This is a genomic window from Rhodococcus sp. 3258 (genome assembly GCF_031456475.1).
GTDB lineage: Bacteria > Actinomycetota > Actinomycetes > Mycobacteriales > Mycobacteriaceae > Rhodococcoides > Rhodococcoides fascians.
In genome coordinates, this window is the sequence record NZ_JAVDUT010000001.1 from 1,131,946 (window position 1) to 1,158,923 (window position 26,978).

Below are 26,978 nucleotides of genomic sequence, written 5' to 3' on the forward strand. Positions count from 1 at the left end.
ACATCCGCACGGCTGGGTTGCGTCGTCGGCTCCGCTGCAGAGCCGATGCGTCACGTCATGTGATGCGCTTCTTCCCGATTGCTGAACTGTAGATGTCGGCGAAATGCTTCGCGCGATGTTGGGAATCGAATCGCGCGACTGCTTGCCCTCGCGCGGCCTCGGCGAGGGTGGCGGCCAGGCCGCGATCGGTCAGCATCCTGCACAACTGCGTGGCCAGCGAGTCGACGTCGCCGGTTCGGGCAACGAGGCCGGTGCGCTCGTGCGAGACGAAGTCGACCAGGCCCCCGGTGTCGCTCACCACGACCGGCACCGCACAGGCCTGTGCCTCGAGGGCGATGAGCCCGAAGGGCTCGTCCTGTGACGGGCAGGCCAACACATCCACGGCACGCAATGTCGACGCCACCGCGTCTGTGCGGCCGAGGAAACGATGCGCACCGGGCAGCAACCGTTCCGCGGCCTGCTGCAACTCGACGAGGTAGCCACCGTCGTCCTCGCTGGGCGCGCCGACGATCGCCAGATGCGCGTCGACTCCGGACCGACGCACCCGCGCCACGGCGTCGATCAGTACGTCGAGCTTCTTCTCGCGATCGATCCGGCCGACGGCTGCGATCAGTGGAGCATCGGGGTCGGCGGTCATGTCGGCCCGCAGAGCCGGGTCACCGGCACCCGGCGCGAAGGCCGTGGTGTCGATTCCCTGGTGCACCACGCTCACCCGTCCACGCGCACGCGTCGGGAGTTGCTGTGCTGCAGCTGCGCTGACGGCCACCGTGTGGGTTGCCGTCGTCGCGATCGCGGCGAGCAGTGTGCGCCCCGGTCCGGCGGGGACGATGTCGTGAAATTCGACGACGACCGGGGTGCGTGCGAGTCGGGACGCGAGCACCGCGTCGGGATGCAGCAGCAGATGGTTGGAATGTACGACGTCGAAGTCGCGGGCAGCTCGCCGAAGTATCGACACCGTGCGTGCGCTCTTCGGCACCTGTGCCGCGAGCCCGCCGATGGGATGCAGAGACTTCACGCCCTGACGATGGATTCCGATGCGTTGCGGCAGGTCCAGCGGCAAGAACGGCAGGCCGGCTGCTCGCCACCACTGTTCGGTGTCGCTGCCACCGGGCGCACCCAGAGTGACGGTCACGCCCAGGGGCCGCAATGCCAGCGCCACGTTTCGCAGACTGTGATCGGTTCCGCCAACCGACGTCGACAGCGAGACCGCGAGTACTTGCACTTCGCTGACTCCGTCCAAGACTCCGGTTTCCTGTCCAATAGTTTGTTTGACTCCATTACATCGTACTCAGAGTTGGCTGGAATACCCATTTGAGTTCATACTGCTTCTGAGGCTTTCATAAACAAGAAGTAAAGCCGTCTATCGGAAGGGACCTACGCGATGAACGTGGTCTTTCCCTCGCACGTCACGGTTCACGAGACCGATGTCGCGCTTGCGGGTAACTGGACCGTGGTGGCTTTCGGTCCTGTCGATCATGGTGGCGTCGACGGCATCCGCCGGGCGCTACGCACGACGATGAGCATCGGCCCGGCCGCGCGAGTGGGCCTACGTCCAGATTCCGGCACCCGTCGCTGGCGATACGATCCCGACGCCCCGCTGAACGCCGTCCGGGAAGACTCCGCGATCACCGAGGACGACTACGACACCGCGATGTCGCAGCTACTGGCCACGCACGACCCCGCCGAGCCACTGTCCATCACGGTGCGCGGCGACCACGTGGTGTTCTACATGGATCACGGGCTCGGCGACGGTCAGATGATCATCAACCTCTCCCACACACTCGCTGATGCCGACGCTCGCAACGGCATCGTGCCTCGCTGGGCGACATCAGCGCAGACGCGTCACCCGCTCGCCGTAGCAGCGATGCGCTGTTTCGGAACCGATCCCGAGCGAGTTGCGCAGCTACTGCGCTCGCGCGTTCTCCCGGGTATCAGCGTGTGCGGGCGCAAGCATGCAGGCGGCGGGTCGGCCGGTCACGGGTCGGCACAGACGGCATCTACACAGGCGGCACCGACCGCAGGAGGCTCACCCGTCGAGGTGGTGGCCGCGGCCGCCACGATCGAGTGCACCCGAGAACTGGCGAGGTGGCGAGACGAACACCGACCCGGCCAGTCGATCTCGATCCTGTTCTTCGCCGCCCTCGATGCCGCACTGCGCGCCGAAGGACTGGCCGTCGACGATGTCGCCAAAGTGCTGTTCGACGTTCGCCGGTACCTACCACCCGAGCTGACCACCCTTGCGAACCTGTCGGCCGGTATCGACGTCTACCTCCCCGACACGACCGACACCGTTCTCCTGTCCCGCCAATGGCGACGAATCATCGACTGCGGGCACCCGATCGCAAACCTGATGCTGGTCGCACTTCGCTCGAAACTGGCCAGGTTGCGCTCCGGCCGCGCGACCGACACCCTGCCGCCCACCGCACCCGACACCATCCGTCTGGCCTTGTCCGACATGGGCCGGCATGCCCGATTGAACGACATCGCCTTCGTCGGCGAGACACAGGGCTCGTATCGAGTCATGGTGGCACCCGCGAGCCACGGACACATCACCCTGACGACCGCACGGCTACGCGACTCCATTCGCGTCGCCGCATCGTTCCACTCGCACGTCGTCGATGCCGACACCATCCGACGGGCACTGCGCGCCGCCTGCTCGACGCCCATCGCATTCCTCGAAGCCGACGCATCGACCGCAGCCGTCGCCACCAATCCTGCGGCCTGACAACACAAAAGAACCCACGACCTCGACGAGATCGTGGGTTCTTTCGAAGAATGCGCTGTGACTACTTGGCGTACACCGAGGTGCCGGGTGCCGCATTCAGCGTGTTGAGCAAGTCGATGCCCGCGACCACGAGGGTCGGGCCGCCGGCGACAACGGTGCCAATTACCGCTCCAGCCCCGGCGAACGTCGCGATTGTCGGGATGGCGAGAATGCAAGCAGTCGTGGCGCAAGCCAAAGCCCCGCCCGTTATTCCTCCGATTACCGCACCGACTGCCGTTCCGGTAAACCCACCGATCGCGGTCGCGAGAGCGAGCTGCGACTGGAAGTTCTCCTGAGCCGCCATGTTCTCCTCGGGCGAGGCGACAGTCGTCGCGCCGATGCTGCGCGAGTTGGCCGAGGCCTTCGTCAAGTCGAGCTGCGGCACCAGACGCAGGGTCTTGCCGTTGTCGTCGACGTTCTGCTCGTACGGGAAGTTCAGTCCGCCGAGGTTGAACGACAGCGGGAGGGTGACGAGTGTGTTGTCGGCGGCGTCGAGCACGTCGACGGTCTTGCCGTCGTCGGCAACCTTGAAGACGCCCGCATCGATGGTGGTGACGATGGTGCGGTCTTCGAGCTCGACGGAGTAGTTCGTGTCGGGGGTCGTGGCGCTGGTGTCGGGCTGCGCGTAGGCGGTTCCGCTGGCCAGACCCGTAGCAACTGCTACGAGAGCCGAGGTGACGACCAGTTTGCTGAGTTTCATGTGGTGTTGTGTTCCGTTTCTGTGCATGTGCTGCAGTGCTTTTGGCGGCAAACCGTCGAACGCGACATCACCCCGAATGACGTCCTCGCACCTCTGGTCCACAGGCAGTGTAAACCATCAATCAGACCGGTCGTTGTGCTACCGACCCTTTACCGTGTCCGAAAAGTTATGAACAATCACAACGCCCAAATCGGACAGAAAGACCGCACTTTCGTTCGGTTTCGCGGGACTTGTCTTCCACGGCGCAGCCGGCGGCAAACCTCGGACATCGGGCCGATTCGGCCGGGTTAGGTCTGCCTTCTCGCAGGAGTCACAAGCCCGTACGCCTAACGTGATGCGGGCGACAACCTACTGACGAGTTCAGCCCACCCGTCGGACGGTCTCGTGCGCACAACCACCAGCGTCGCTCCATGCGATTCTGACCTAAGTTACCCGTCGGTAGATTTCGCGATCTACTGGCAGGTAACATCGCTGTATTCCTCTCGACGGGCTGGACCCGCGGTAGCTGCTCCAGCTGCCACTGAACGAAAGGCCGCGACATGAACGCCCTGACGATCACGTTGGGCACAGTCGGTGCTCTGCTCAGCCTCGTGTGTTGGTACGCCTTCATTCGTGGCGCCCTGCGCATGTTCAACATCGTGAGGCTGGGTCAGCCGGCACCCGACCGTTGGCGACCGATCGTCCCCCGCTTCAAGCAGATGATCATCGAGTTCGCCGCGCACACCAAGATGGTCAAGTTCCGCACCGTCGGCTGGGCGCACTGGCTGGTGATGATCGGCTTCATGGTCGGGTCCGTGTTCTGGTTCGAGGCCTACGGACAGACGTTCAACCCCGAGTTCCACTGGCCCATCGTCGGCGACACCGCCGTCTACCACCTGATGGACGAGATTCTCGGGCTCGGCACCGTCATCGGCATCACCACGCTGATCATCATTCGCCAGCTCAACCACCCGCGTAAGCCCGAGCGTCAGTCACGCTTCGCCGGCTCCGGGTTCAAGGCCGCCTACTTCGTCGAGGCCGTTGTCCTCATCGAGGGCCTGGGCATGGTGTTCGTCAAGGCGGGCAAGATCGCCACCTACGGACACGCGAACCCCTACACCGACTTCTTCACGATGCGCCTCGCCGAGCTGTTGCCGGCCAACTCCAACATGGTGTCGATCTTTGCTCTGATCAAGCTGATGTCCGGCATGATCTGGCTCTACATCGTGGGCACCCGCATCAACTGGGGCGTCGCGTGGCACCGCTTCACGGCCTTCCCCAACATCTACTTCAAGCGTATGGACGACGGCACCGTCGCCCTCGGTGCCGCCAAGCCGATGATGTCCGGCGGCAAGGTCCTCGAGATGGAAGAGGCCGATCCCGACGTCGACGCGTTCGGCGCAGGCAAAATTGAAGACTTCAGCTGGAAGGGCTGGCTCGACTTCACCACCTGCACCGAGTGCGGCCGCTGCCAGTCGCAGTGCCCCGCCTGGAACACCGGCAAGCCCCTCTCCCCCAAGCTGCTGATCATGTCGCTGCGCGATCACAGCCACGCCAAGGCCCCGTACCTGCTGGCCGGCGGCAAGAAGGACATGGCGGGCGACGAGGTCGGACTCGTCGATGCCGAGGGCAACGTCGACCAGAAGGCGCTCGACGCCATTCCGCAGAATGCTCGCGACGAAGCCGATCGCAAGCTCGTCGCCGACGCCATCGAGGGCGGCATCATCGACCCCGAGGTGCTGTGGAGCTGCACCACCTGCGGTGCGTGCGTCGAGCAGTGCCCGGTGGACATCGAACACGTCGACCACATCATCGACATGCGTCGCTACCAGGTGCTGATCGAGTCCGAGTTCCCGTCCGAGCTCGCCGGCTTGTTCAAGAACCTGGAGAACAAGGGCAACCCGTGGGGCCAGAACTCCAAGGACCGCCTCAACTGGATCAACGAGATGGACTTCGACATCCCGGTCTTCGGCCAGGACGCCGATTCGTTCCAGGACTACGAGTACCTCTTCTGGGTCGGCTGCGCCGGAGCCTACGAGGACCGCGCCAAGAAGACCACGAAGGCCGTCGCCGAGCTGCTCGCCACCGCAGGCGTGAAGTTCATGGTGCTCGGTGCCGACGAGACCTGCACCGGCGACTCCGCTCGCCGCGCAGGCAACGAGTTCCTGTTCCAGCAGCTCGCCATGCAGAACATCGAGACACTGAACAACGTGTTCGACGGCGTCGAGCAGAGCAAGCGCAAGATCGTCGTCACCTGCGCCCACTGCTTCAACGCACTCGGCAACGAGTACCCGCAGGTCGGCGGTGACTACGAGGTGGTCCACCACACGCAGCTGCTCAACCGTCTCGTGCGGCAGAAGAAGCTGATCCCGGTGGCCTCGGTCAGCCAGGACATCACCTACCACGATCCGTGCTACCTCGGCCGGCACAACAAGGTGTACGACGCCCCGCGTGAGCTGATGGCCGCGTCGGGCTCCAACCTCAAGGAGATGCCGCGTCACGGTGAGCGGTCCATGTGCTGTGGTGCCGGTGGCGCTCGTATGTGGATGGAAGAGAACATCGGCAAGCGCATCAACATCGACCGGGTCGACGAAGCGCTTGCGACCAACCCGAAGAAGATCGCCACGGGCTGCCCGTTCTGCCGCGTCATGCTCACCGACGGTGTCACCGCACGGCAGGAAGGCGGCGCACACGAGGGCGTCGAGGTCGTCGACGTCGCGCAGTTGATGCTCGAATCGATCACCCGCGTCGAGTCCTCGGTATTGGCCGAGAACATCAAGGTCATCCCCCGCGAGCAGACTCCCGAAGAGAAGCTGGCCACCGAAAAGGTCGCAGCCGTCGAGGAGAAGGGGCGCGTCGAGGAGATCGAGGTCGCAGCCGAAGGCGGCGATCCCGAAGCCGAGACGAAGAAGGCGCAGCCGGCCAAGGCTGCTGGTGGCCTGAAGATGAAGGGACTTGCGAAAGCTCCCGGAGCCAAAGCACCCGGTTCTGCGCCCGCCAACGCCGAAGCCGACAAGACGTCGGGGCACTCGGCCGATACTGCCGCGGACGCATCGAAGCCCAAGGGCCTCGGTTTGGCCGGTGGCAAGGCACCCGGTGGCAAGGGTCTGCAGATGAAGGGCAAGGCACCCGGCGCGAAGGCGGCTGCCCCGGCACCTGCCGACGCTCCTGCGGCAACCGAAGCACCTGCTCCCGCAGAGGCCTCCGAGTCGACTCCAACCGTCAAACCCAAGGGTCTGGCCGTCAAGTCCGGATTCAAGAAGCCCGGCGCGAAGGCACCCGGCAAGCCCGCCGACGCTGCTCCTGCGGCGTCGACACCCGCCCCGGAAGCGGCCGATGATGCAGCGGAATCACCTTCTGCTGCAACTGAATCCGTAGCCACAGAATCCAAGCCGACCGTCCAGCCCAAGGGTCTGGCCGTCAAGTCCGGATTCAAGAAGCCGGGAGCCAAGGCACCGGGCAAGCCTGCTACCGAAGCCCCTGCGTCCGAGGCTCCTACTGCTGAGGCACCGGCTACCGAGGCCACGGCGTCCGAGGCATCCGCCACCGAGGCTGCTGCAACGGAGCCTGCTGCAACCGAATCCGTAGCAGCAGAGTCCAAGCCGACCGTCCAGCCCAAGGGTCTGGCCGTGAAGTCCGGATTCAAGAAGCCGGGCGCGCGGACACCGGGTGCGGCTGCCGCTGCACCTGCGGCGACACCAGCCGAGCCGGCTGCAGCAGAGCCGGCTGCAGCAGAGCCCGAAAAGGCCGAGCCGACACCGGAAGCAGAGGCACCGGTCACGGAAGCACCGATCACCGAAGCCCCAGAGGCCGAGGTACCGGAAGCAGAGGCTCCGAAGGCAGAAGCGTCGGACACTGCGGCCGAGACCACATCCAACGGTTCGGATGATCGCACTCCGCCCAAGCCGAAGGCCGGTGGACTCGGATTCGCTCCGGGTGCAAAGGTTCCGGGTCGCCGGAAGTAACCTCCCACCCTTGTTACCGACTGCGCGCCCCTGCTCACTTCAGAGCAGGGGCGCGCAGTCGTCGGTAGGGGTGTGAAGTCCCTGCTGGACCCCCGCGGCGGTGGACGAATCGGACATCGTGAGTATGGTCGGAACCGAACTGCATACCCGAAGAAGTAGGAGCAGGCATGACCGACGACGCGGACAAGCTCTTTCGCCGCTACGACGAGTGGTGGACGGCGCTCTCGCCCGACGATCGAGCGCATGTCGAGAAGTGCTGCGAGTCCGGCCGCACCGACGAGCGCCTCTGTGCATTGGTGATCGAGCACAACGGCCCGTCGAAGGCGGCGTTCGAGGCGGGCAGCAAACTGTCCGTCGGCAACAGCAAGTACTGCGCGATCCCCAGCGCGCTGCTCGAATTTCTCGAGGCGAAGCGCGCACACCCACCACTCAGCTAGACGGTCGCCACAGCTCCAGTTCGGGGATTCCGGGTGGGGTGAATCCCATGACCTGCCCGTAGAACGACAGCTCCGATTCTCGGGCGTTCACCTGTGTTTCGAGTTTGCGGAATCCGTGCGACTCACCGGCGTACGTGAGGTAGGCGTGCGGTATTCCCTTCTCCACCATGGCATCTCGGAATCGTTCGGCCTGCGAGGGCGGCACGATGGGATCGTCGAGACCCTGCAGCAGCAGTACCGGGCACGAGAGTCCGTCGACGTTGTTCACCGGCGCGCGGGTGCGATACAGATCGAGGGCCTCGGGTAGCGGCCCGATGAGCCCGTCGATGTAGCGGGACTCGAAATCGTGCGTCTCGGCGACGAACATCTCCAGTTCGGCGACGCCGAAGTACGAAGCGCCGCAGGCGAATACGTCGGACGATGTGAGCGCGGCCAATACCGTCCAGCCACCTGCCGAACCACCTTCGATGGCCAGCCGGTTCGGGTCGGCGAGGCCGGCGTCGGCCAAGCCACGAACTGCGGCGATGGTGTCTTCGACGTCGACCACGCCCCACTGTCCACGCAACCGGTTACGGTATTCGCGCCCGTACCCACTGGATCCGCCGTAGTTCACATCGACGACGCCGATGCCGCGGCTGGTGAAGTACGCGAACACCGGGTTCAACGCCGGCGCCACGTGTGCCGTCGGACCGCCGTGCACGAATGCGACGTACGGCGGTAGTTCGCCGTCCAACCCCTCGTAGGACGGGTTACGTGGTGCGTACGCGATGGCATGCACTTCGCGATCCGGTCCCTGGAAAGTGACCTGACGCCCCGCGGGCAGGTATTCGACATCCGGTATCGACTCGAAACTCGAACGCACACTGTGTAGTTCGTGGGTGGCCAGGTCGACTGCGAACAGTCCCGACGGCACCTGCGCACCGCCGCCCCGGAGCAGAACCGTCGATCCGAGCCGTCCCCCGAGCCCCACCGATGTCACTCCGTCGAGTTCGATGTCGTCGAGGGTGCCGGTGGCGGGGTCGAGAACGGCGAGCGTATCCGTGCCGACGGTGCGAACGGTCAGCAACGTGCCGTCGTCGAGAACGTCGTACCAGCGGGCTCCGAGTTGCCAGAGCGGGGCACCGAAGTCTGCATCGAGGGTCGACACCGGCGTCGCTGCGCCGTCCAGCGTGACCGAATACAGGTTCCACCAACCACTTCGGTCGCTGATGACGTACAGCGACTCGTCGTCGATCCATTCCGGCTGCAATACCGATTCCTCGGTCGAACCCGCCAATACAGTCCACGACGACGGATCCGCCAGCGATGCGACCCGCAGTTCTGTTCCGTCCCAGGGCATCTGCGGATGGTTCCAGGCGATCCACGCGATGCGGCTGCCGTCGGGCGAAAGCCTGGGGTAGGCAAGGAAATTCGATCCCGAGACCAGTGAGCGCACTCCGCCACCGCCGAGGTCGATCGCGACGATGTCTCGGGTGACAGCTCCGGCGTCGTGGGTCTCGCGGACGGCGATCACGTCGGTACCGACGACCGACAACTCCCCGTACCGAATGCTCGACGCCACAGCCGGGGCCGGGGTGAGCGGTAGTGGTGCGTCGCCGGGGGTGAGTCGGTAGATGCGTTGATCGGAGAATTCCGCGAACACCAGATCGCCGTTCGGCGTTGCCGTCCATGCGCCGCCGCCGTATTCGTGAACGCGGGTGCGGGCATTGAACGGTGCCGGCAGGATCGCCTCGACCTGTCCGTCGACGTGGCGGCAGATCGCGGTTCGGCCCTGTTCGGTGGGCCGCACCTCGGACCACCAGATTTCGTGTCCGACGAATCGTCCACCTTCGACGGGGTGGCCGGCCGACGACAGGTCGGCTGCGGTGATGGGCGAGGGCCAGGATCCGTACGCGAGAGCGGTCACCTGCTCCACCCTAGTGAACTCCACACGCACGTAACGCGCTGTTCATCGCACCTTCAACCGCGACACAGATGATGGTGGGACGCAGCACGAGGGAGAGATCATGCGCCGGACCACCACCCACTCCGTCGACCACGAGATTCTGACGTTCGGTCGTACCTGGCACGGGTACGGCGGCGGCAGTGCCGAGGACATCTACGTGGCGTTCGGGGTCGATGCGTCCACCTACTTCCGGCGACTCGAGCGCATCCTCGATTCCCCGGTGGCCGACGACCTGACTGCGAGCGAACGAGCCGCGATGATCGACATCTGCCGGCACCGCACCGACGGTCAGGGCTAGACCGGAGTCAACAGCTCGGGGCTGTTGTTCTTCACACTGTTCACCGCGGTACTCACCTCGTAGGGCTCGAGCCGTGGCTCCGGTATCGCGGCCAGCAGCTCGGACACCTCGTTCAGGTTCGTCAGAGTCGGATCCAGCCAACTCGCCCGCAGCTCTGGGGGCAGCACAACCGGTGAGCGATCGTGGATGTGCCCGAGGGCGTCCGCAGCAGGCGAGGTGAGCACGGTGGCCGACCAGACCCAGCGGTCCTCGTCGTCGTCGGCCTTGGTGGGGTCTCGCCACAGTTCGTACAGACCCGCCATCGCCAGCACGCCCTGCTCGTGCAGGAAGTACGGCACTTTCGCACCGTCGCGCTTCTCCCACTCGTAGTACCCGTCGGCCGGAATGATGCAGCGCCGACGACTTGCGGCCTTCTTGAACGACGGCTTCTCGGTGATCGTCTCGGACCTGGCGTTGATGAGCCGGGACCCGATCTTCGCGTCCTTCGCCCACGACGGAATCAATCCCCATCGCACCGAACGCAATTGGCGCACGGCGTCGGACTCGGGTTCGTCCTTGGGCGCGCGTTCGAGCACCGTCCTGATGGTCTGGGTCGGGGCGACGTTGTACGACGGCGGCACCTCGTCGCCCACTGTCTCGGCGATGTCGAAGACCGCCTGCAGGTCGCTGTCACTCCGGGTACTGGCATACCGTCCGCACATGGAACGAGATTGTTCCACCTGCCACCGACACGGCCCAGCGAAACGGCGGTGCCCGAACGACAACCTCGTGGATTCCCACGGCACTCACCTGGCACGATGTGACGGGTGAGCACTCCGCAGATCCACCCACAGCCGCGTTATCGCACGTTGCAGCAGTCGACCAAGCTGCAGAACGTGCTGTACGAGATCCGCGGACCGGTACACGCGCATGCTGCCCGGCTCGAGGCCGAGGGCCATCGCATCCTGAAGCTGAACATCGGTAATCCGGCCCCGTTCGGCTTCGAGGCTCCGGACGTGATCGTGCGAGACATGATCGCGGCGCTACCGGTGGCCCAGGGCTACTCGGAGTCGAAGGGCATCCTGTCGGCTCGCCGTGCCATCGTGACGCGCTACGAACTCGAACCGGGCTTCCCCGATCTGGACGTCGACGACATCTACCTCGGTAACGGCGTCTCCGAGCTCATCACGATGACGATGCAGGCGCTGCTGGACGACGGCGACGAGGTCTTGATCCCGGCCCCGGACTACCCGTTGTGGACGGCGATGACGACGCTGTCCGGCGGCAAGGCGGTGCACTACATGTGCGACGAGGAGAACGGGTGGAATCCCGATCTCGCCGACATCGAGTCGAAGATCACTCCGAAGACCGTCGCGCTGCTGGTGATCAATCCCAACAATCCGACGGGTGCGGTGTACTCCAAGGAGGTCCTGCAGGGCATCGTCGATCTGGCGCGCAAGCATCAGCTGCTGTTGCTCGCCGACGAGATCTACGACCGGATTCTCTACGACGACGCCGAGCACACCTCGCTGGCGAGCCTGGCTCCGGATCTGCTGTGCCTGACGTACAACGGTCTGTCCAAGGCGTATCGCGTGGCCGGCTACCGTGCCGGATGGCTCGCGATCACCGGCCCGAAGAAGCACGCCGCGGGGTTCATCGAGGGTATCGACCTGCTCGCGTCGACGCGTCTGTGTCCCAATGTGCCTGCCCAACACGCCATTCAGGTTGCTCTGGGTGGGTATCAGAGCATCGAGGATCTGATCCTGCCCGGCGGGCGGCTGCTCGAGCAGCGAGATGTCGCGTGGGAGAAGCTCAACGCCATTCACGGGGTCTCGTGCGTCAAGCCGCGCGGTGCGCTGTACGCATTCCCGCGACTCGATCCCGAGGTGCACGAGATCTACGACGACGAGAAGCTCGTACAGGACCTGCTGCTGCAGGAGAAGATCCTGGTTGTGCAGGGCACCGGATTCAACTGGCCCGGTCATGATCACGTGCGGATCGTGACGCTGCCGTGGGCGCGCGATCTGGCCGTTGCGATCGAGAGGTTCGGCAACTTCCTGTCCTCGTACAAACAGTGAGGCTCGAAGTTACCGACAAGTAGTTGAAAGTGATGGACAAAACACCGGGGTGATCCCGCCTCCGCCGCGATTCATCTGTACATTGGCGGACGGCACTTCGGTGCCCGCGAGCCCTGTTCGTACCCATCCCCCCCGGGTCGATCAGGTGGTGGCGGGGGACGCCCCCCCTGCTCCCCGCCACCGAGCTCCTCGCCTCGGCCGAGTACCCGGCCGGTACCGATCCGGCCCCGTACTAGCCTTGCACCGTGGAACCACACGGCACGCAACCCTCGGACGGCATCTCGCCGGGATCCACTTCTCATGTGGGTCACGGTCACGGGCACAGCGATGCCCCCGTGCCGTTGGGACCGGTGGCAGCCAAGGTCGTCGTCGGATTGCTGATCGCTATTGCCATAGCCGTCATCGCCGGGGCCTTCGCGCTCTGGCCCAGCAAACAGAGCATCGACATCCCGCTGCCGTTCCAGACCTCGGGTGGCGGTGCAGTGTCCACCGAGGCGGGCACCATCACCTCGCAGAGCATCGGGCCCTGCGGGAGTCCCGACGCAGGTCGAGCATTCACCGGCAACCCGACCCCTGCGGTCAACGACTCGTACGAATGTCAGCGCAGCATCGTCGACATCACCACCGGTGAGGACGCAGGCAAAAGGACGGTACTCGAGATCGCGCCGGGTCCCGGCCAACCGACTCTGAGCGCCGGTGAGGACATCCGGCTGGTTCTGCAGACAGACCCCTCCGGTGGAGTCCGATACTCCTTCAACGACTATTCCCGCGGGCTTCCGCTCGGGTTGATCGTCGGCGTGTTCGCCGTGGTCATCTGCGTCGTGGCCCGCTGGCGGGGCTTCCGCGCGCTGGTGGGCCTGCTCATCGCGTTCGCCGTCCTCGTGGTGTTCATGCTGCCCGCGCTGCTCGACGGCGCTCCGGCCATTCCGGTCGCGCTGGTCGCCGGCGCGATCATTCTCTACGCCGTGCTGTATCTGGCGCACGGCGTGAATCTGCGCACCAGCTCGGCGCTACTGGGCACACTGACCTCGATGGGCGTTGCCGCAGTCCTGTCCTACGTCGCGATTCGGATGACGCACCTCACCGGGTTGTCGGAGGAACAGAACACTGCGGTGCAGACGTACATCGGCAATGTCAGCGTCACCGGTCTGCTGTTGGCCGGCTTCATCATCGGCTCGCTCGGTGTGCTCAACGACGTGACGATCACCCAGGCCTCGGCGGCCTTCGAGTTGGCATCGGTGGACGAGACGGCGTCGCGGCGCGAGATCTTCACCGCCGCGATGCGGGTGGGGCGCGATCACATCGCCAGTACCGTCTACACCCTGGTACTCGCGTACGCCGGTGGTGCGCTGCCGCTGCTCCTGCTCTTCAGCGTCGCCGACCGGTCGATCCAAGACGTGTTGACCGGCGACGCGGTGGCGATCGAAATCGTGCGGTCGTCCGTCGGTGGCGTCGCGCTGGCCCTGTCGGTACCGCTCACCACTGCCATTGCCGTCCTGCTGGCTCGGCCGCTCACCTCGTCGCGGACTCCCTCTTCGCCGCGGCAGGCCAAGCCCACACGATCGCGGGGCTCGGGCCGCCACAGCGCGTAGAGCGGCTTCGCCGCACGTGAGTGGAAACTCGTAGCAGGCACCGATCTTTCGTGCACGTGCGGCGAAGCCGCTCGGTCAGGCGAACGCAGCCGCAACGGTCGCGGACAGCAGCTCACCCTCATGGGTGCTCAGGCCCGCTTTCAGACCGGGGTCCGCGGCGCAGGCGGCTTCCCAACCCTTGTCGGCCAGGGCAACCACGTAGGGCAGGGTGGCGTTGGTGAGCGCGTACGTCGAGGTACGGGGCACGGCTCCGGGCATGTTGGCCACGCAGTAGAAAACGGATTCGTGCACCTTGTAGGTGGGATCGGCGTGGGTGGTGGCCACCGAGTCCTCGAAGCAGCCGCCCTGATCGATGGCGATGTCGACCAGAACCGATCCCGGCTTCATGCGCTGAACCAGGCTGTTCGACACCAGCTTCGGCGCTTTCGCTCCGGGGACGAGTACGGCTCCGATGACCAGATCGGCGGCCAGCACGGCCTGTTCGAGTTCGTAAGCGTTCGACACCACTGTCTTGACGGCACCGCGGTACTGATCGTCGATCGCGCGCAGCGCTCGGACATCGAGATCCAGTACGGTGACGTCGGCGTGCATACCGAAAGCGATTGCGGTGGCGTTCTTTCCGGAGACGCCGGCTCCGATCACGACGACGTTGGCGGGACGCACTCCCGGTACGCCACCCATCAGTACGCCGCGGCCACCTTCACTCGACATCAGGTGGTAGGCACCGGCCTGCGGTGCCAAACGGCCGGCAACTTCGCTCATCGGCGCGAGCAGGGGCAGCGATCCGTCTGCGGCCGTGACGGTTTCGTAGGCAATGGACGTGGTGCCCGACGCCAGCAACGCGTCGGTGCAGGCCTTTGACGCCGCAAGATGCAGGTAGGTGAACAGCACCTGACCCTTGCGCAGGCGTGAATACTCCTCGGCGATGGGTTCTTTGACCTTGAGCAAGAGATCGGCCGCGTCCCAGACGGCAACCGCGTCGGTGAAAATTTGCGCGCCTGCGGCTTTGTAATCGGTATCGGTGAACGACGAACCGGCGCCGGCTTCGGTTTCGATGATCACTTCGTGTCCTCGCGAGACAAGTTCGTGCACGCCTGCCGGGGAGATGGCCACCCGGTATTCGTGGTTCTTGATCTCGCGTGGAATTCCGATTTTCATGACGTCCTCCTGCAGTGGCGGTGACCGAAGCGACGCTCCGTGGGTACGCCAACTATGAATTATGTGCGGAATTGCTGCAATGGATGTGAACAAAATTCTGTATCGTCGGGCCATGGATGCAGATAGTTCATTTCAGCCGGTCGATGAGGGGGCTCGATCGAATGATGTTCGGTCCGTCGCCCTGGACCGAATCGACCACATTCTGCTCGACGAACTGCGTCGAGACGCACGCACACCGAACAATGCGCTGGCGGCCGCAGCAGGGATCGCGCCGTCCACTGCCCTCACCCGAGTTCGGGCGCTCGTCGAACGCGGCGTCATCCGCGGCTTCCACGCCGACATCGACCCCGAGGCCCTCGGGCAGGGCATTCAGGCCATGATCTCGGTTCGGCTGCAAGCGGATGCTCGACGGCGGATCAGCGAATTCGGTTCGAAGATCGCGTCCCGCAAGGAGACGCTGAACATCTACTTCATTGCCGGGGCCGACGACTTCCTGGTGCATGTGGCGACGGTCGACACGGCCACCCTGCGCGATTTCGTCGTCGAGAATCTCAGTGCCGACCCTGCCGTCGCAGCGACCGAGACCATCTTGATCTTCGAGCACATCAGGCCGCGAAACACGAACGCGGACAAATAGAACCGATCAGGGTGCCGGCGGCACGATCGGGGGGAAGCCCGGCAACGTGAAGTCCGGGAAGCCCGGAATCAGCGGCGGCGGCTGCTGCGTCGTAACGGGCGGAACGGACTCGACCGGTGCCGGCGGCGGCTCGACCGTCGTGGTCTCGGTGGTCGTGACCGGCTGTTCCCACGTGGTTTCCGGCTGCTCGGTCGTCGGCTCCACAGTGGTGGTCGGTTCCGGCGCAGGCGGTGGCGGCAACAGAACGGGAGCAGGCGTCGTCGTCGGCACCGTCGTGACCACCGGAGTATCGGTTTGGTCGCGACTGACCGAGGTGTCCACTACCTGCGGAGAGTTCTGGTGGGTGAACATGAAGCCGGACACGGCGACCACCGCTGCCGCGCAGAACGCGAGCACTCCGCCGGTCCGCAGCCTGCGCCGTGCGCGAGTGCGATCGTCTTCACCGTCGTCGTCGTCGTAATCGGCGTCGAGCCAGTAGATGTTCTTCAGCTGGAACGGAACGGGCTTACCGTCCTCGACGGTGTCCGCGGCGGCATCAGTGGCAGCATCGGTGGCGGATGCATGCAACACCGGCTGTACTGCAGGCGCTTCCACGGCGAGAGCAGAGACTTCACCCACGCCGTTCTCGGAAAACTCGTGAACCGCAGTCGATTCCGACGAAGGCTGAGCCTCCACGGTCGACGGCTCGGGAATATCGGCGGGCGCGTCGGCGAATTTCGAGGATTCGAAACCGGTTGCTGCAGAAGCAGATTCGGTAATCGATGCGGCAGCGATCCACGGACGTGCGGGCACGGGACGAGTCGAGCTCGGCGTCGCCACCGGCGGTGCGGCATGCTGCGACTCCGAACGCGCGGGCATCATCGGCTCGGGCGCAGGTGGCACCACAGGCACAGGCGGTGCCACCGGAGCCGGCGGGACAACAGCGGCGCTGTCCGTGTGTCGACGTCTCGGCACGCTTGCCTGCGCGTCGCGCGCAGTACGGTCGGGAGCGGTTCTGGTGCGCGAATTCGGCCGCGCGGCCAATGCTGCTCCGCGTGCGGCCACCGTCTCGGGCTCGGTCGGGACAATCGAGGGCAGTTCGAGCAGTGGGCCCACGCGCTGCTGGACGATGGGCATGCGGGCACCACCACCGATCAACACGACCGCGTCGATCGGCACGTTGGCACCGATCATGACCTCGCGGGCGAACTCGATCGCCTCGTCGAGCAGGTCTGTGATCAGCAGTTCGAAATTCTCCCGAGACAGCAGGATCATCCCGCTCGCGTCGGGCAGGCACACGGCGTCCTGGGTGGACAGGCGTTCCTTGGCGATGCGGCAGCGCTTCTCGAACAGCGCAATGTCGGGGTCGGTCGCCGGCTTACCGAGGCGCTGGAGCTGATTGTTGCGCACGTAGGCGTCGATCAGATCACCGCTGTAGGAGCCGGAGCGCTGGGATGCCGTCACCGTGCGCGCTATCAGGTCGACGACGCTGACCGTCAATCCGGAACTACCGAGGTCGAACAGGGCGACAGAGCCGGCACCTCGCGCCTCACCGGTGACGGCGAGGTATTCGATGACGGCCTCGACCTCGGGGACCAGGTGGTAGTTGTTCAGGTGAGCACCAGCGAAGGCGGCGCGCAGCGCATCGGCCTGACGCGGATCCCGGTAGGCGATGCCGGTGGACAGTTCGGGTTCGACCTCGGCAGCGGCACCGATCGATTCGGCGGCCAGGTGCGGGAGGTCCCCGGTGGCACTGTCGATCAGTTCGTTGCGGAAGAACAGTGGCCGCTCGACGTCGGTGACCAGGGCGGACGAGGTGTCGCCGGAGGCTCCGAACTGGTCTGCTCTGGGCTGCGCCGTGCGCACGGCTCGGGTCCCCATGGACACCCCAAGCAGCACAGTCACGATCGTCGGCCTCACTTCGTTCGGCGGTTTCGGTGAACGCCCCATCGGGAGTCCACCCGCACACGGTACCGTCTCGCGGCGAGCTGCACGAAAGGGTGCCTACGGGCCTGCTTGTTCGGCTTCGGTATCGGTGAAGCCGAAACCGATGTCGGACGCCTCGCCGGGAGGCTGGTACATCTCACCGGTGTACGAATATTGCTCGACGTAGAGCTGCTCGTACGTCAGAGTGGTCGGTCCCGCCGCAGCCGGTTGGTCCGGTGGAGGCGTGTCGGTGACCGGGGGTGCGATCTCGGCGAGAGTCGCCTCGAAACCGGGGTCGGTATTGATCACGGATCTGGGCGCATTGTCGAAATCGGCGAAGAGCGCGAACATCAGCGCGACAACCACGACTCCGACCGACACCGCCACGGCGCCGATCTTGAGTACCGCCTGCCGAGTCCACTGCCTGCCCGAGAGAGTCGACAGGTACGACATAGGAATCGCAGCGACCCCGCGGCGACCGACACCACGGGCTTTGTGTGGCGATGGGTCTTCCCGAGCGAGCTCCGGTTCCGCTTCGGGTTGCGTCGTCGACTCGACCTCGGACGGCGACTCCGATTCCACTACCTCCGCTACAGGCGATGGTTCCACTACCGGATCGGGGGCCTGCTTCGAGCCGATTTCAGCCCTGATCAGCGCGCCCTCGGCAACCGGCGACACCGAGTCGTGGACGGTGAGCGGCACCGGCCAGGTGGCGCGAACTCGCCGCTGGACGAGGGGGCTGTTGGCAACTCCTCCCAGCAACACGATCGCGTCGGGGGTCTGGGGACCGACCCACTCGATCATGTCGTCGATCAGTGGGGTGGCGACCGCCTCGAACTCGTCGCGTTCGAGGATCATCGGGCCGTTATTGGGTGCGCGCACACCGGCCGACGTGGTCAGTAGCTCCCGAAGCTCTCGGAAGAACGTGCGATAGGACGCGACACCCTCGGGCCCTTCCGGTTCCGGCAGGATCCCCTTGGTCATCACCAGGCCCTGCACCACGTCGTCGAGGCGTTCGCCGCCGAACGACTCCGTTCGGTCGTGCCATTCGACGGTTTCTTCGGCGGTATTCAGAACCAAGGCCGACGTTCCGCGTCTCCCCAGGTCGAGCACCAGCACGGTCGTCGCGTCGGCGAGGGTGTCGAGCGAACGCACGAACGCGAGCAGCGCGTAGTGCTCGTCGACCGTCTCGACGGATGCAGCCAGGCCTGCCGACGTCGAGAAATCCGTGTAGCGCAGGGTGCGAGCCTCGCGCCCGGTGATGACGACGGAGTCGAAGGGGCCGCGCGCTCCGATTCGGTCGGACAGGTCGTGCATCGCGCGGTCCGGATCGGTGAGCTCGAGATCGACGGACTCGACGACGCGGCGGTCACCATCGGTGTAGGCGATGCGCAGGGCGTCCGACTCCACGGCCACGCCGCAGACTGGTCCCATCGAGTGTTGTCCTTCGATTGCTTGCCGTATGAACAGACGATCGGAACCTATCGTACGCACGCTCGGTGTGGCCGAAACGAGCAAACGGGCCGAAAACCGACATGCGGGACGTAGGTCACGAAACTTGCACTCGGTATGCGGTATCGGCTTCAAACAATCTGAGATATTGTTTACCCGGGTCTGGGGAGACTGCGGGTCGAAATATTTTCCGTCGGCCCGTACGACTTGCGAGGCCGCCCGGTCTCGCACCCAAGCGATCGGTGGAGGTCCGTCACGATGGAAACACTCAGTACGCAGTTCGACGCACGCATTCGGGACGTGCTGGACAAGCTCGGCAAGATGCCGGTCGCCGCGTCGGACATCGACTCTGCTTCCGACCTCTACGACAGTGGGTTGACCTCGCACGCGAGTGTCAACGTCATGATCGGCCTCGAGGACGAATTCGACATCGAATTCCCGGACTCGATGCTGCAGAAGTCCACGTTCGCGAGCATCGACGCGATCGCAGCTGCTGTCGCACAACTCGCAGGCTGACGACCATGACGGTCTCGTCCGACAGTCGCCCCGCGCAACTGCCCCTCACCGACGTCCTCAAGACCCTCCGCACGTTCGCGGCCGAGGTCGACCGCGAGGGCAGGTTTCCCGCCGAGTCCGTCGACGCTCTGCGCTCGGCAAATCTGTTCGCCGCCGCGATACCGACGGCGCTCGGCGGCGGTGGCCTGTCCCTCACCGAGCTCGCGCGGGTCGCACGCGATCTCGGTGCCGAATGTGCCTCGACGGCAATGATTTTCGTCATGCACCAGTCTCAGATCCTGAGCATCGTCAGGCACGGCGGCACCCCCACATCCGACGCGTTGCTGCGCCGGATCGCAGCCGACCAACCGCTCGTCGCGTCGGCGACGACGGAGATCAACATCGGCGGCGACGTGCGTTCGAGCAGCTGCGCGGTCGAGTACGACGGAGACCGCATCCACCTGGCCAAGACCGCACCGGTGATCTCGTACGGCGAATACGCCGAGATCGTTCTCGCGACGGCGCGGCGCACGGTGGACAGCCCGCCGAGCGATCAGGTTCTGGTGGTGTGCCAGAAGCCCGACGTCACCCTCGAACGCACCAGCAACTGGGACACTCTCGGGTTTCGTGGCACCTGCAGCCCGGGCTTCCAGCTCGACGCCGTTGCCGACCGCTCGAGCATTCTGCGCGACAACTACGGCGAGATCTCCTCGCAGACAATGCTTCCGGTCGCCCATGTGCTGTGGGCCTCGGCCTGGCTCGGTATCGCCGACGCAGCCGTGTCCAAGTCCCGCAAGTTCGTCCGCAAGGCGGCGAGCAAGAGCCCCGGCGTCACTCCTCCCTCCGCCCTGCGGCTGGCCGAATTGTTCGTGGCCCACGAACAACTCGTCGACACCGTGTTCGGCGCAGCGGCGAAGTTCGAGGCCATCGCAGATTCCCCCGAGGAGCTCGGTTCCATCGGTTTCGCCGTCAAGATCAACAACGTCAAGGTGACGGCGTCGACTCTCGTCATCGACATCGTCGGCAAGGCGATGCAGATCTGCGGCATCTCCGGGTATCGAGAAGACGGCGACTTCAGCATCGGACGGCACCTCCGCGACGCGCACGGCTCGGCGATCATGGTCAGCAACGAACGCATCCTCGCGCACAACTCTCAACTCGCGCTTCTCTACAAAGGCAAATGATGACCCAGACACAGGACAAGACCTCCGAACTGGATTCGGCGCGAAGCGAATTCAGGCAAGAGCTCGTCGACGCCGGCTTGCTGATCCCGTCGTCGGTACTCGGTCTGTACGGCCGGTCCGGCGAGTTCGAGGACATCATCGAATCGATCGACCGTCGGGTCGTGGCCGCGAGCGCGTCGGAACACGGAACGGCTGTGCCCAGGTTCCGATTCCCGCCGGTCTTCCCGCGGGAAGCATTCGAGAAGACCGACTACATCGCGTCGTTCCCCAATCTCACCGGTGCCATCAACACGTTCGACGGCGACAACAAGGCCCATGCCGCGTTGCTCGCCGATCGGTCCGAGGGCAAGGACTGGGATCACCACCTCGAGTCGGCCGGGACGATGCTGGTGTCCGCGGCATGTCACCCGTCGTACTCGATGTTGCCGTCCGTACTCCCGTCCGGCGGGACGACGTACGACATCTACGGGTACTGCTTTCGGCACGAGCCTGCCGTCGACCCTGCTCGCATGCAGGCCTTCCGCATGCACGAAATCGTGCGGGTCGGCACTCCGGACGACGCCGTCGCCCACCGGGAGAGGTGGGTGCAGCGCGGCCTGGAGGTGCTGGCCGAACTGGGACTCGAGGCAGAAGCGGTGATCGCCAACGACCCGTTCTTCGGTCGGGCAGGTCGCATGCTCGCGGCCAATCAACGCAACGAGAACCTCAAGACCGAGCTGGTCGTGCGGCTGTACGGAGACCTGGACGACGGCACGGCCGTGGTCTCGTGCAACTGCCATCGCGATCACTTCGGCCACACCTTCGACATCAGCACCGCCGACGGCGAACCTGCACACAGTGCGTGCGTCGGCTTCGGCATGGAGCGTATTGCGCTGGCGCTGTTGCGGACCCACGGTATCGACCGCAACAAGTGGCCGAGGTCGCTTCGTTCGTGACGTCGGTAGCCGACGTCGATATCCCTACCAGCGATCGGAGCGCGCTGTGAACACCACGAATACGGCGACATCCGAGTCCGCCGACAACCGTACCGACGAGCTGGAACAGCTACTGATCACCGAGGCAGGCGTACCGGGCAGACAGTCCACCTGGTTCGGGTCGGCAACATCGCCGCTGCTCGGTGCCGTGCACGTACCCGAGGGATCGGTTGCCCGCGGTGCCGTCGTACTGGCACCGCCGCTCGGCAAGGAGCAGGTCGACTCGTACCGCGGTCTGGTCCTCCTGGCCCAGCGCCTCTGCGCTCGAGGCTTGCTCGTACTGCGCTTCGACTACCCGGGAACGGGCGACTCGTCCGGTGCACAGGACGACGACGGCATCGTCGAGCAGTGGCAACGCAGCGTCGTCACGGCGGTCGATTTCGTTCGTCAGTGCGGTGTTCGCGATGTTGCGGTCGTGGGTCTGCGAGCCGGCTCGCTGCTCGCCGCATCCGTGGCGGATCGGTGCGGTCCTCTGGCGGGAATGGTGTTCTGGGACCCGGTCGTCAGTGGCCGCTCGTATCTTCGGGAACAGCGCGCCCTGTATTCGATGACCGTCGCGCGAGACGACGAGTCGGACCCGCGAGTGTCCATCGTCGGCGCAGTCCTGCATGCCGGAGTGGCCGCCGAATTCTCGACCCTGGATTCCTCGAAGCTGGAACGGCTCGACTGCCCGGTACTGGTTGCCACCCGCAGCGAACGCGCCGACGCCACGCCCGTCCGCAGACTCGTGTCCGCGCAGCAGGCGGACGAGCACACACTCCGCGATCACGACGCATTCCTCGAGCCACCTGCCTGGGACGTGGTCATTCCGCGTCCGGACATCGACGTGATCGCGCGCTGGGTACAGGCCACGTTCGCGTCGACGACCACGCCGGTCACCGTTCCGATCCGACGTTCCGCCGTGGTCTCGACTCCCCGGGGCGACGTCGTCGAAACCATCGAGCGGCTCGGTGACGACGAGCTGTTCTCCATCCGCACCACCGCGGTGGCCACGACGGCCGGCGGTCCTGCTGTGGTCATGTACGGCACCGCGTACGAGCACCGGGTCGGACCGGTACGGCTGTGGGTCGAGTTGGCCCGCACCCTCGCGACGGCGGGCATCACCTCGGTCCGTTTCGACCGTCGCGGTACGGGAGAGAGTGGAGACGTCGGTGCCGACGACGCACCCACGCTCTACAGCGAACTCGGCGACGACGACGCACTGTGCGCCGTTCGATCCGTGGGAACAGCGCCCGACAAGATCGTCTCGGCAGGTCTGTGCTCGGGTGCGTGGTATGCCGGTTACGCCGCCCACCGGGAGGGCCTGAACACCGCAATCCTGATCAATATGCGCGAATGGACAACGCGGCGTGTCGATTTCACCAAGAGATCCACGATCGCCCAGAAGCAGGGATTGACCGCGATCGCACTCGACCGCGCACACACGGCCGCCGTTCGCTTCAAGAACTGGTCGCAACCCCGGATGCCGTACCGACTGTGGCTCGCGCTCGGCCGTCGTGGCTGGATCCAGGTTCCCGAAATCTCGTTGGGAGAACTGCAGCGCAAGGGAGTCGACGCGTCCGTGCTGCTCGTCCCGGACGACAAGCAGTGGTTCCTCGACAACCGCGGCCCCGAGAGCCTGCATCGGTTGCGCCGCCGGGCCGAGCCCGAGCACCCACCCGTGGTGAAGGCGTTCACGGACGGAGATCACACCCTCTTCGGACGCGATGTTCGCGACACGGTCAGGGCCGAGATGCTGCAGACGATCGGTGCTGCGCTCGGAGTCCACATCGAACCGCAGGACCCACCTGTGAAGGTGAACTGGACGCCGTTGTGAAACATCGCGCTCGCCGGGTACCCCCGCCCGATCACGGCCGACTCGACAAGATCACCTACTACCCTGTCGAGCAGGTCCGATGGGACATGGGCTTCAACAGCCGCACCGTGCCTTTTCACGCGGTGCCGCCCGAGTTCGCGGTCGCGGCATCGCAACCCGCCGGACAGCTGTCTGCGGCCGATTCGATCCCCGACGGGGACCCGATGTTCACCGCGGCCGAGGCGTCGGGCACGGCGGTTGCAGGCTCCAAGCCCGCCGGCCGCAATCTCGCACTGAACTCGTTCGCGATGATGTTCTCCACCATTGCCACCGGCGCGCTCGGTCTGGCCTTCTGGGCCGTGGCGGGCCGGCTGTTCCCCGTCGAAGAAGTCGGCAGTGCATCGGCGGTGATCGCGTCGGCGGTGATGATCGCGACGCTGTCCAACCTGAGTCTCGGCTCGATGTACGAGCGGTTCCTGCCGACCGCGGGCGTGAAGGCCAAGTCCTATGTGCTTCGCGGCTACGCTGCCGTGCTGTCGCTGGCGCTGGTCCTGGGATGCGCGTTCTTGGTCGTGGCACCGGTGGACGAGTTGTTCACCACCACGACCGAGATCGCGACGTTCCCGATTTTCGTCGGCGTACTGGCCGTGTTCGCGCTGCAGGATCAGACGTCGTCCGGGCTGGGCTTCGCGCGGTGGGCGGCGGCCAAGAACGTCTTCCACGCGGTCGTGAAGTTGGCGGTCCTGGCCGTCACGTACGAGACCGGCCGTAGTTTCACCATCATCGCGGCGTGGGCGGTACCGGCGGCCATCGCGGCGATAGTGCTGTTTCGCGCGTTCGGGAAGAAGCTCGGCACCGATCCGCGCTACCAGCTCACACCGAACCTGCCGCCCCGTAAAGAGCTGTGGTCGTACTTCGGGTCGGCGTACGGCATCACTGCCCTGGGAACCTTGGCACCCCTGATGATCCCGATCATCGTGGTGAGCACGCTCGGTGCCGAGCAGAATGCCTACTTCTCGCTCACCTGGTCCATCGTGAGCGCCATCTACGTGTTGATCGGGGTACTGGTCGGCCCCTTCGTGGCGGAGGCGGCTGCACATCCCGAACAGTTCTCCAAGCTCGCCAAACGCTTCATCGGCCTGCTGTGCATCGTCGCCGTGGGCGGATCGTTCTTTCTGGCGGTCGTCGCACCGTTCGGACTCGGTATCGTCGGCCCCGACTACCGCGAGAACGGGACCATCATCGTCCATCTCGCTGCCGTCACCATCCCGCTGTCCGTCATCGGGGCCCTGTACGACGGTCTGGCCAGGGTCCGTCGTCGTATGCGGCTTGCGGTGCTCGTCCAGATCGCGGCCACCATCATCATCGTCACCGGGTCGCTGACGTTGTCACCGAGCTTGGGCATCGCGGGCATCGGCTGGTCTTATCTGGCGGCCGAAGCCTTCGGTGCCGTGGTTCTGTTGGTGCCCCTCATCAGGTGGATCGGGGACCTGTCCGGCGGCGCTGGTGCCGAGCATGCCGCGCCGGCTCTCGATCCGCGCGACGAATCCACGTCGCAGGCGACGGGTCGTGAGCACAGCGTACGAGCGTAACCGACATCACTCTCGTTAGCTGGCACCGCAAACATTCTTCGAGTACGTTTATACGCAGCTTGACAATCTCATGGCTTCTTTTAAGCTTCTAGTCAGGAAAAGACAGTGGGTTCGACGGGTAGATCAATCCCGCCGAAACCTACGTGCGAACTCGGCGGGGGTCGTGTCGCATCGGTCAGATACAGCTGCAGTAGCTCGATCAGCTAGTGCCCACCGAACTCGAACATCTGGAATGGATATGTTGAATCGTCAGAATCCCCGCGTCAGTGTCGTCATCCCGACTCTCAACGAGGCCGCGAACCTTCGCCATGTCCTCCCCTTGCTGTCCCACGAATTCGAGCTCGTACTGGTCGACGGCGGATCCACCGACGGAACCATCGAAGCCGCACGCGAGATTCGCAGCGACATCCGCGTCATTCAACAGACCCGCAAGGGTAAGGGCAACGCGCTCGCTTGCGGCTTCGAAGCTGCCACCGGCGACATCATCGTCATGTTCGACGCGGACGGCTCTGCCGACGCGGCCGAGATCCCCCGGTTCGTCGATGCCCTGATCGCCGGTGCCGACTTCGCCAAGGGCAGCCGGTTCTGCGAGGGCGGCGGCAGCCACGACATCACGCCGCTGCGCCGCGCCGGCAACGGTGGTCTGCACCTGGTGGCCAACACGCTCTTCGGCACCCGTTTCTCGGATCTGTGCTACGGCTACAACGCCTTCTGGCGAGACCTGGTGCCGGTCCTGGATCTGCCCGTGGTCGATCAGCCGGGCAGCGAGGGAATGATGCTGTGGGGTGACGGATTCGAGATCGAGACCATCATCAACTGCCGCTTCGCCGAGGCGTCCTTACGGATCGAAGAAGTGCCGAGTGTCGAGCTGGCGCGCATCTACGGCCAGAGCAACCTACGCACCTTCTCCGACGGCTTCCGGGTGCTGCGCACCTTGATGACCGAGCGCATGCGCGCCCGCAGAATCTCCCGCAAGCACATCGCTCGTCCGTCGCGTGAGTCGATCGATGCCCGCACCGACATGGACCTCGAGTTCGAGGTCATGGAGTCGTTCGGCGAGGTCATCGAGCTCCGCGAGAGAACGGCGTGAGTCTGCCGACTTCCTCGGTCGTCATTTGCGCGTACACGTTGGCTCGATGGTCCGAACTGTGCACTGCCGTGCGTGCAGTTCTCGATCAGAGCGTCGCTGCCGACGAGCTGATTCTCGTCGTCGACCACAATCAGCAGCTGGCCGAGCGCGCTCGAGCGGAATTCCTGCCGCTGAGCGAGACCGTGAACGTGGTCGAGAACAGCCACCCACGAGGACTGTCGGGGGCACGGAACACCTCCCTCGACCTCGCCACGGGTGACATCGTCGTCTTCTTGGACGACGACGCGTCCCCACGCACGACCGAATGGCTCGACGCCATTCTGTCCCATTACTCGGATGATGCCGTGTACGCCGTTGGGGGCTCTGCATACCCGGTATGGCCGGACAAGCGTCCGGCCTTCTTACCGGCCGAGGTAGTGGGTGAACCCGGCGAACTCGATTGGGTCGTCGGGTGCACCTACCGCGGGCAGCCGACGGAAACCGCTCAGGTCCGTAATCTCATGGGCGCGAACATGTCTTTCCGCCGCGCGCCGGTCGTCGAACTCGGCGGCTTCGTCTCCGGAATCGGCCGGATCGGACGCGTTCCGCTCGGGTGCGAGGAGACGGAACTGTGTATTCGCCTGCGCCAGACGCATCCCGACGCGCAGATCGTGTTCGATCCCTCGATCGTCGTCGATCACACCGTCAGTGCCGATCGGACGCGACCCCGCTACCTCATCACCCGCAGCTACGCCGAGGGCGTGTCCAAGGCAGCGATCGCCCGACTGATCGGTGCGGGCGACGCACTCTCGTCCGAGCGTGCGTACACGGCCAAGGTTCTGCCGCGTGCTGTCGGCCGTGAGACGAGCGCGGCTGCTCGCGGCAACCCGGCGCGGGCGTGGGGCGCGATGGCTGTGGTGGCCAGCGTCGGGGCCGCGGGAGTCGGTTATGTCCGAGGCAAATTCAGCGTGAGCCGCTAG

21 protein-coding genes are annotated in these 26,978 nt (G+C 65.1%); 14 read left to right on the forward strand and 7 right to left on the reverse strand.

Features of this window, described 5'->3' with window-relative positions:
- Nucleotides 1-55 precede the first annotated feature (55 nt).
- On the reverse strand, nucleotides 56-1,222 hold the full coding sequence (locus J2X62_RS05215) for a glycosyltransferase family 4 protein (RefSeq protein ID WP_310178250.1): 1,167 nt from the start codon (nucleotides 1,220-1,222) through the stop codon (nucleotides 56-58).
- Nucleotides 1,223-1,381: 159 nt separating this feature from the next.
- On the opposite strand from J2X62_RS05215, the gene J2X62_RS05220 reads away from it, so the two are divergent.
- Nucleotides 1,382-2,725 carry a hypothetical protein gene (locus J2X62_RS05220; RefSeq protein ID WP_310178254.1) on the forward strand — a complete coding sequence of 448 codons (1,344 nt, stop codon included), beginning with the start codon at nucleotides 1,382-1,384 and terminating at the stop codon, nucleotides 2,723-2,725.
- A gap of 61 nt (nucleotides 2,726-2,786) precedes the next feature.
- Here the strand turns inward: J2X62_RS05220 and J2X62_RS05225 are convergent, their stop codons facing one another.
- Nucleotides 2,787-3,464 (reverse strand): ammonium transporter, encoded by a 678-nt coding sequence (locus J2X62_RS05225; protein WP_222082358.1) that lies wholly within the window; start codon nucleotides 3,462-3,464, stop codon nucleotides 2,787-2,789.
- A gap of 539 nt (nucleotides 3,465-4,003) precedes the next feature.
- Between J2X62_RS05225 and J2X62_RS05230 the strand changes: the two genes are divergently transcribed.
- Both J2X62_RS05230 and J2X62_RS05235 read left to right on the forward strand, forming a co-directional pair.
- Nucleotides 4,004-7,408, forward strand: coding sequence for a heterodisulfide reductase-related iron-sulfur binding cluster (locus tag J2X62_RS05230; RefSeq protein ID WP_310178258.1), 3,405 nt, complete (start codon nucleotides 4,004-4,006; stop codon nucleotides 7,406-7,408).
- 167 nt (nucleotides 7,409-7,575) lie between these two features.
- Nucleotides 7,576-7,845 carry a hypothetical protein gene (locus J2X62_RS05235; protein ID WP_027495639.1) on the forward strand — a complete coding sequence of 90 codons (270 nt, stop codon included), beginning with the start codon at nucleotides 7,576-7,578 and terminating at the stop codon, nucleotides 7,843-7,845.
- On the opposite strand, the gene J2X62_RS05240 is transcribed toward J2X62_RS05235, so the two are convergent.
- On the reverse strand, nucleotides 7,838-9,751 hold the full coding sequence (locus J2X62_RS05240; protein ID WP_222098471.1) for a prolyl oligopeptidase family serine peptidase: 1,914 nt from the start codon (nucleotides 9,749-9,751) through the stop codon (nucleotides 7,838-7,840). The genes J2X62_RS05235 and J2X62_RS05240 overlap by 8 nt on opposite strands.
- Before the next feature lie 100 nt (nucleotides 9,752-9,851).
- Here J2X62_RS05240 and J2X62_RS05245 point away from each other — a divergent pair, with 100 nt between their 5' ends.
- Nucleotides 9,852-10,088 (forward strand): DUF3263 domain-containing protein, encoded by a 237-nt coding sequence (locus J2X62_RS05245; protein WP_032392269.1) that lies wholly within the window; start codon nucleotides 9,852-9,854, stop codon nucleotides 10,086-10,088.
- On the opposite strand, the gene J2X62_RS05250 is transcribed toward J2X62_RS05245, so the two are convergent.
- Nucleotides 10,085-10,789, reverse strand: a complete 705-nt coding sequence (locus tag J2X62_RS05250) for an SOS response-associated peptidase (RefSeq protein ID WP_310178270.1) — start codon at nucleotides 10,787-10,789, stop codon at nucleotides 10,085-10,087. The genes J2X62_RS05245 and J2X62_RS05250 overlap by 4 nt on opposite strands.
- 105 nt (nucleotides 10,790-10,894) lie before the next feature.
- On the opposite strand from J2X62_RS05250, the gene J2X62_RS05255 reads away from it, so the two are divergent.
- Together J2X62_RS05255 and J2X62_RS05260 are read left to right on the forward strand one after the other, a co-directional pair.
- Complete coding sequence (locus tag J2X62_RS05255) at nucleotides 10,895-12,145, forward strand: pyridoxal phosphate-dependent aminotransferase (RefSeq protein ID WP_027495635.1); 1,251 nt, start codon at nucleotides 10,895-10,897, stop codon at nucleotides 12,143-12,145.
- A 302-nt stretch (nucleotides 12,146-12,447) separates the two neighbouring features.
- Nucleotides 12,448-13,737 carry a YibE/F family protein gene (locus J2X62_RS05260; protein ID WP_283550937.1) on the forward strand — a complete coding sequence of 430 codons (1,290 nt, stop codon included), beginning with the start codon at nucleotides 12,448-12,450 and terminating at the stop codon, nucleotides 13,735-13,737.
- Between the two features lie 75 nt (nucleotides 13,738-13,812).
- Here J2X62_RS05260 and ald read toward each other — a convergent pair whose 3' ends face one another.
- Nucleotides 13,813-14,895 carry an alanine dehydrogenase gene (gene ald / locus J2X62_RS05265; RefSeq protein WP_204846710.1) on the reverse strand — a complete coding sequence of 361 codons (1,083 nt, stop codon included), beginning with the start codon at nucleotides 14,893-14,895 and terminating at the stop codon, nucleotides 13,813-13,815.
- A 112-nt stretch (nucleotides 14,896-15,007) separates the two neighbouring features.
- Here ald and J2X62_RS05270 point away from each other — a divergent pair, with 112 nt between their 5' ends.
- Nucleotides 15,008-15,532 (forward strand): Lrp/AsnC family transcriptional regulator, encoded by a 525-nt coding sequence (locus J2X62_RS05270; RefSeq protein WP_027495632.1) that lies wholly within the window; start codon nucleotides 15,008-15,010, stop codon nucleotides 15,530-15,532.
- A gap of 6 nt (nucleotides 15,533-15,538) precedes the next feature.
- Here J2X62_RS05270 and J2X62_RS05275 read toward each other — a convergent pair whose 3' ends face one another.
- Entirely contained in the window at nucleotides 15,539-17,416 is a 1,878-nt protein-coding gene (locus tag J2X62_RS05275; protein ID WP_048318066.1) for an Hsp70 family protein, read from the reverse strand.
- A 99-nt stretch (nucleotides 17,417-17,515) separates the two neighbouring features.
- Nucleotides 17,516-18,871: a hypothetical protein gene (locus tag J2X62_RS05280; protein WP_310178279.1), complete on the reverse strand. Its 1,356-nt coding sequence runs from the start codon at nucleotides 18,869-18,871 to the stop codon at nucleotides 17,516-17,518.
- Nucleotides 18,872-19,147: 276 nt separating this feature from the next.
- On the opposite strand from J2X62_RS05280, the gene J2X62_RS05285 reads away from it, so the two are divergent.
- From J2X62_RS05285 to J2X62_RS05315, 7 genes are all read left to right on the forward strand, one after another.
- Entirely contained in the window at nucleotides 19,148-19,405 is a 258-nt protein-coding gene (locus J2X62_RS05285) for an acyl carrier protein (RefSeq protein ID WP_027495629.1), read from the forward strand.
- A 5-nt stretch (nucleotides 19,406-19,410) separates the two neighbouring features.
- Complete coding sequence (locus tag J2X62_RS05290) at nucleotides 19,411-20,568, forward strand: acyl-CoA dehydrogenase family protein (protein ID WP_027495628.1); 1,158 nt, start codon at nucleotides 19,411-19,413, stop codon at nucleotides 20,566-20,568.
- Nucleotides 20,565-21,503 (forward strand): amino acid--[acyl-carrier-protein] ligase, encoded by a 939-nt coding sequence (locus J2X62_RS05295; protein WP_371831968.1) that lies wholly within the window; start codon nucleotides 20,565-20,567, stop codon nucleotides 21,501-21,503. The genes J2X62_RS05290 and J2X62_RS05295 overlap by 4 nt, the downstream gene beginning before the upstream one ends.
- 46 nt (nucleotides 21,504-21,549) lie before the next feature.
- Nucleotides 21,550-23,358: an alpha/beta hydrolase gene (locus tag J2X62_RS05300; RefSeq protein ID WP_052054614.1), complete on the forward strand. Its 1,809-nt coding sequence runs from the start codon at nucleotides 21,550-21,552 to the stop codon at nucleotides 23,356-23,358.
- Nucleotides 23,355-24,929 carry a lipopolysaccharide biosynthesis protein gene (locus tag J2X62_RS05305; protein WP_052053541.1) on the forward strand — a complete coding sequence of 525 codons (1,575 nt, stop codon included), beginning with the start codon at nucleotides 23,355-23,357 and terminating at the stop codon, nucleotides 24,927-24,929. The genes J2X62_RS05300 and J2X62_RS05305 overlap by 4 nt, the downstream gene beginning before the upstream one ends.
- 232 nt (nucleotides 24,930-25,161) lie before the next feature.
- Nucleotides 25,162-26,019 carry a glycosyltransferase family 2 protein gene (locus tag J2X62_RS05310; protein ID WP_310178286.1) on the forward strand — a complete coding sequence of 286 codons (858 nt, stop codon included), beginning with the start codon at nucleotides 25,162-25,164 and terminating at the stop codon, nucleotides 26,017-26,019.
- The gene (locus J2X62_RS05315) at nucleotides 26,016-26,978 is read left to right on the forward strand and encodes a glycosyltransferase family 2 protein (protein WP_032386498.1); all 963 of its coding nucleotides are present in this window, start codon (nucleotides 26,016-26,018) and stop codon (nucleotides 26,976-26,978) included. The genes J2X62_RS05310 and J2X62_RS05315 overlap by 4 nt, the downstream gene beginning before the upstream one ends.

What these genes read in the sequence shown, in the direction of transcription:
- J2X62_RS05220 (WP_310178254.1), top strand. Translation starts at nt 1,382, where the DNA reads ATGAACGTGGTCTTTCCCTCGCACGTCACGGTTCACGAGACCGATGTC.
- J2X62_RS05225 (WP_222082358.1), bottom strand. Translation starts at nt 3,464, where the DNA reads ATGAAACTCAGCAAACTGGTCGTCACCTCGGCTCTCGTAGCAGTTGCT.
- J2X62_RS05230 (WP_310178258.1), top strand. Translation starts at nt 4,004, where the DNA reads ATGAACGCCCTGACGATCACGTTGGGCACAGTCGGTGCTCTGCTCAGC.
- J2X62_RS05235 (WP_027495639.1), top strand. Translation starts at nt 7,576, where the DNA reads ATGACCGACGACGCGGACAAGCTCTTTCGCCGCTACGACGAGTGGTGG.
- J2X62_RS05245 (WP_032392269.1), top strand. Translation starts at nt 9,852, where the DNA reads ATGCGCCGGACCACCACCCACTCCGTCGACCACGAGATTCTGACGTTC.
- J2X62_RS05250 (WP_310178270.1), bottom strand. Translation starts at nt 10,789, where the DNA reads ATGTGCGGACGGTATGCCAGTACCCGGAGTGACAGCGACCTGCAGGCG.
- ald (WP_204846710.1), bottom strand. Translation starts at nt 14,895, where the DNA reads ATGAAAATCGGAATTCCACGCGAGATCAAGAACCACGAATACCGGGTG.
- J2X62_RS05270 (WP_027495632.1), top strand. Translation starts at nt 15,008, where the DNA reads ATGGATGCAGATAGTTCATTTCAGCCGGTCGATGAGGGGGCTCGATCG.
- J2X62_RS05280 (WP_310178279.1), bottom strand. Translation starts at nt 18,871, where the DNA reads ATGGGACCAGTCTGCGGCGTGGCCGTGGAGTCGGACGCCCTGCGCATC.
- J2X62_RS05285 (WP_027495629.1), top strand. Translation starts at nt 19,148, where the DNA reads ATGGAAACACTCAGTACGCAGTTCGACGCACGCATTCGGGACGTGCTG.
- J2X62_RS05290 (WP_027495628.1), top strand. Translation starts at nt 19,411, where the DNA reads ATGACGGTCTCGTCCGACAGTCGCCCCGCGCAACTGCCCCTCACCGAC.
- J2X62_RS05295 (WP_371831968.1), top strand. Translation starts at nt 20,565, where the DNA reads ATGATGACCCAGACACAGGACAAGACCTCCGAACTGGATTCGGCGCGA.
- J2X62_RS05310 (WP_310178286.1), top strand. Translation starts at nt 25,162, where the DNA reads ATGGATATGTTGAATCGTCAGAATCCCCGCGTCAGTGTCGTCATCCCG.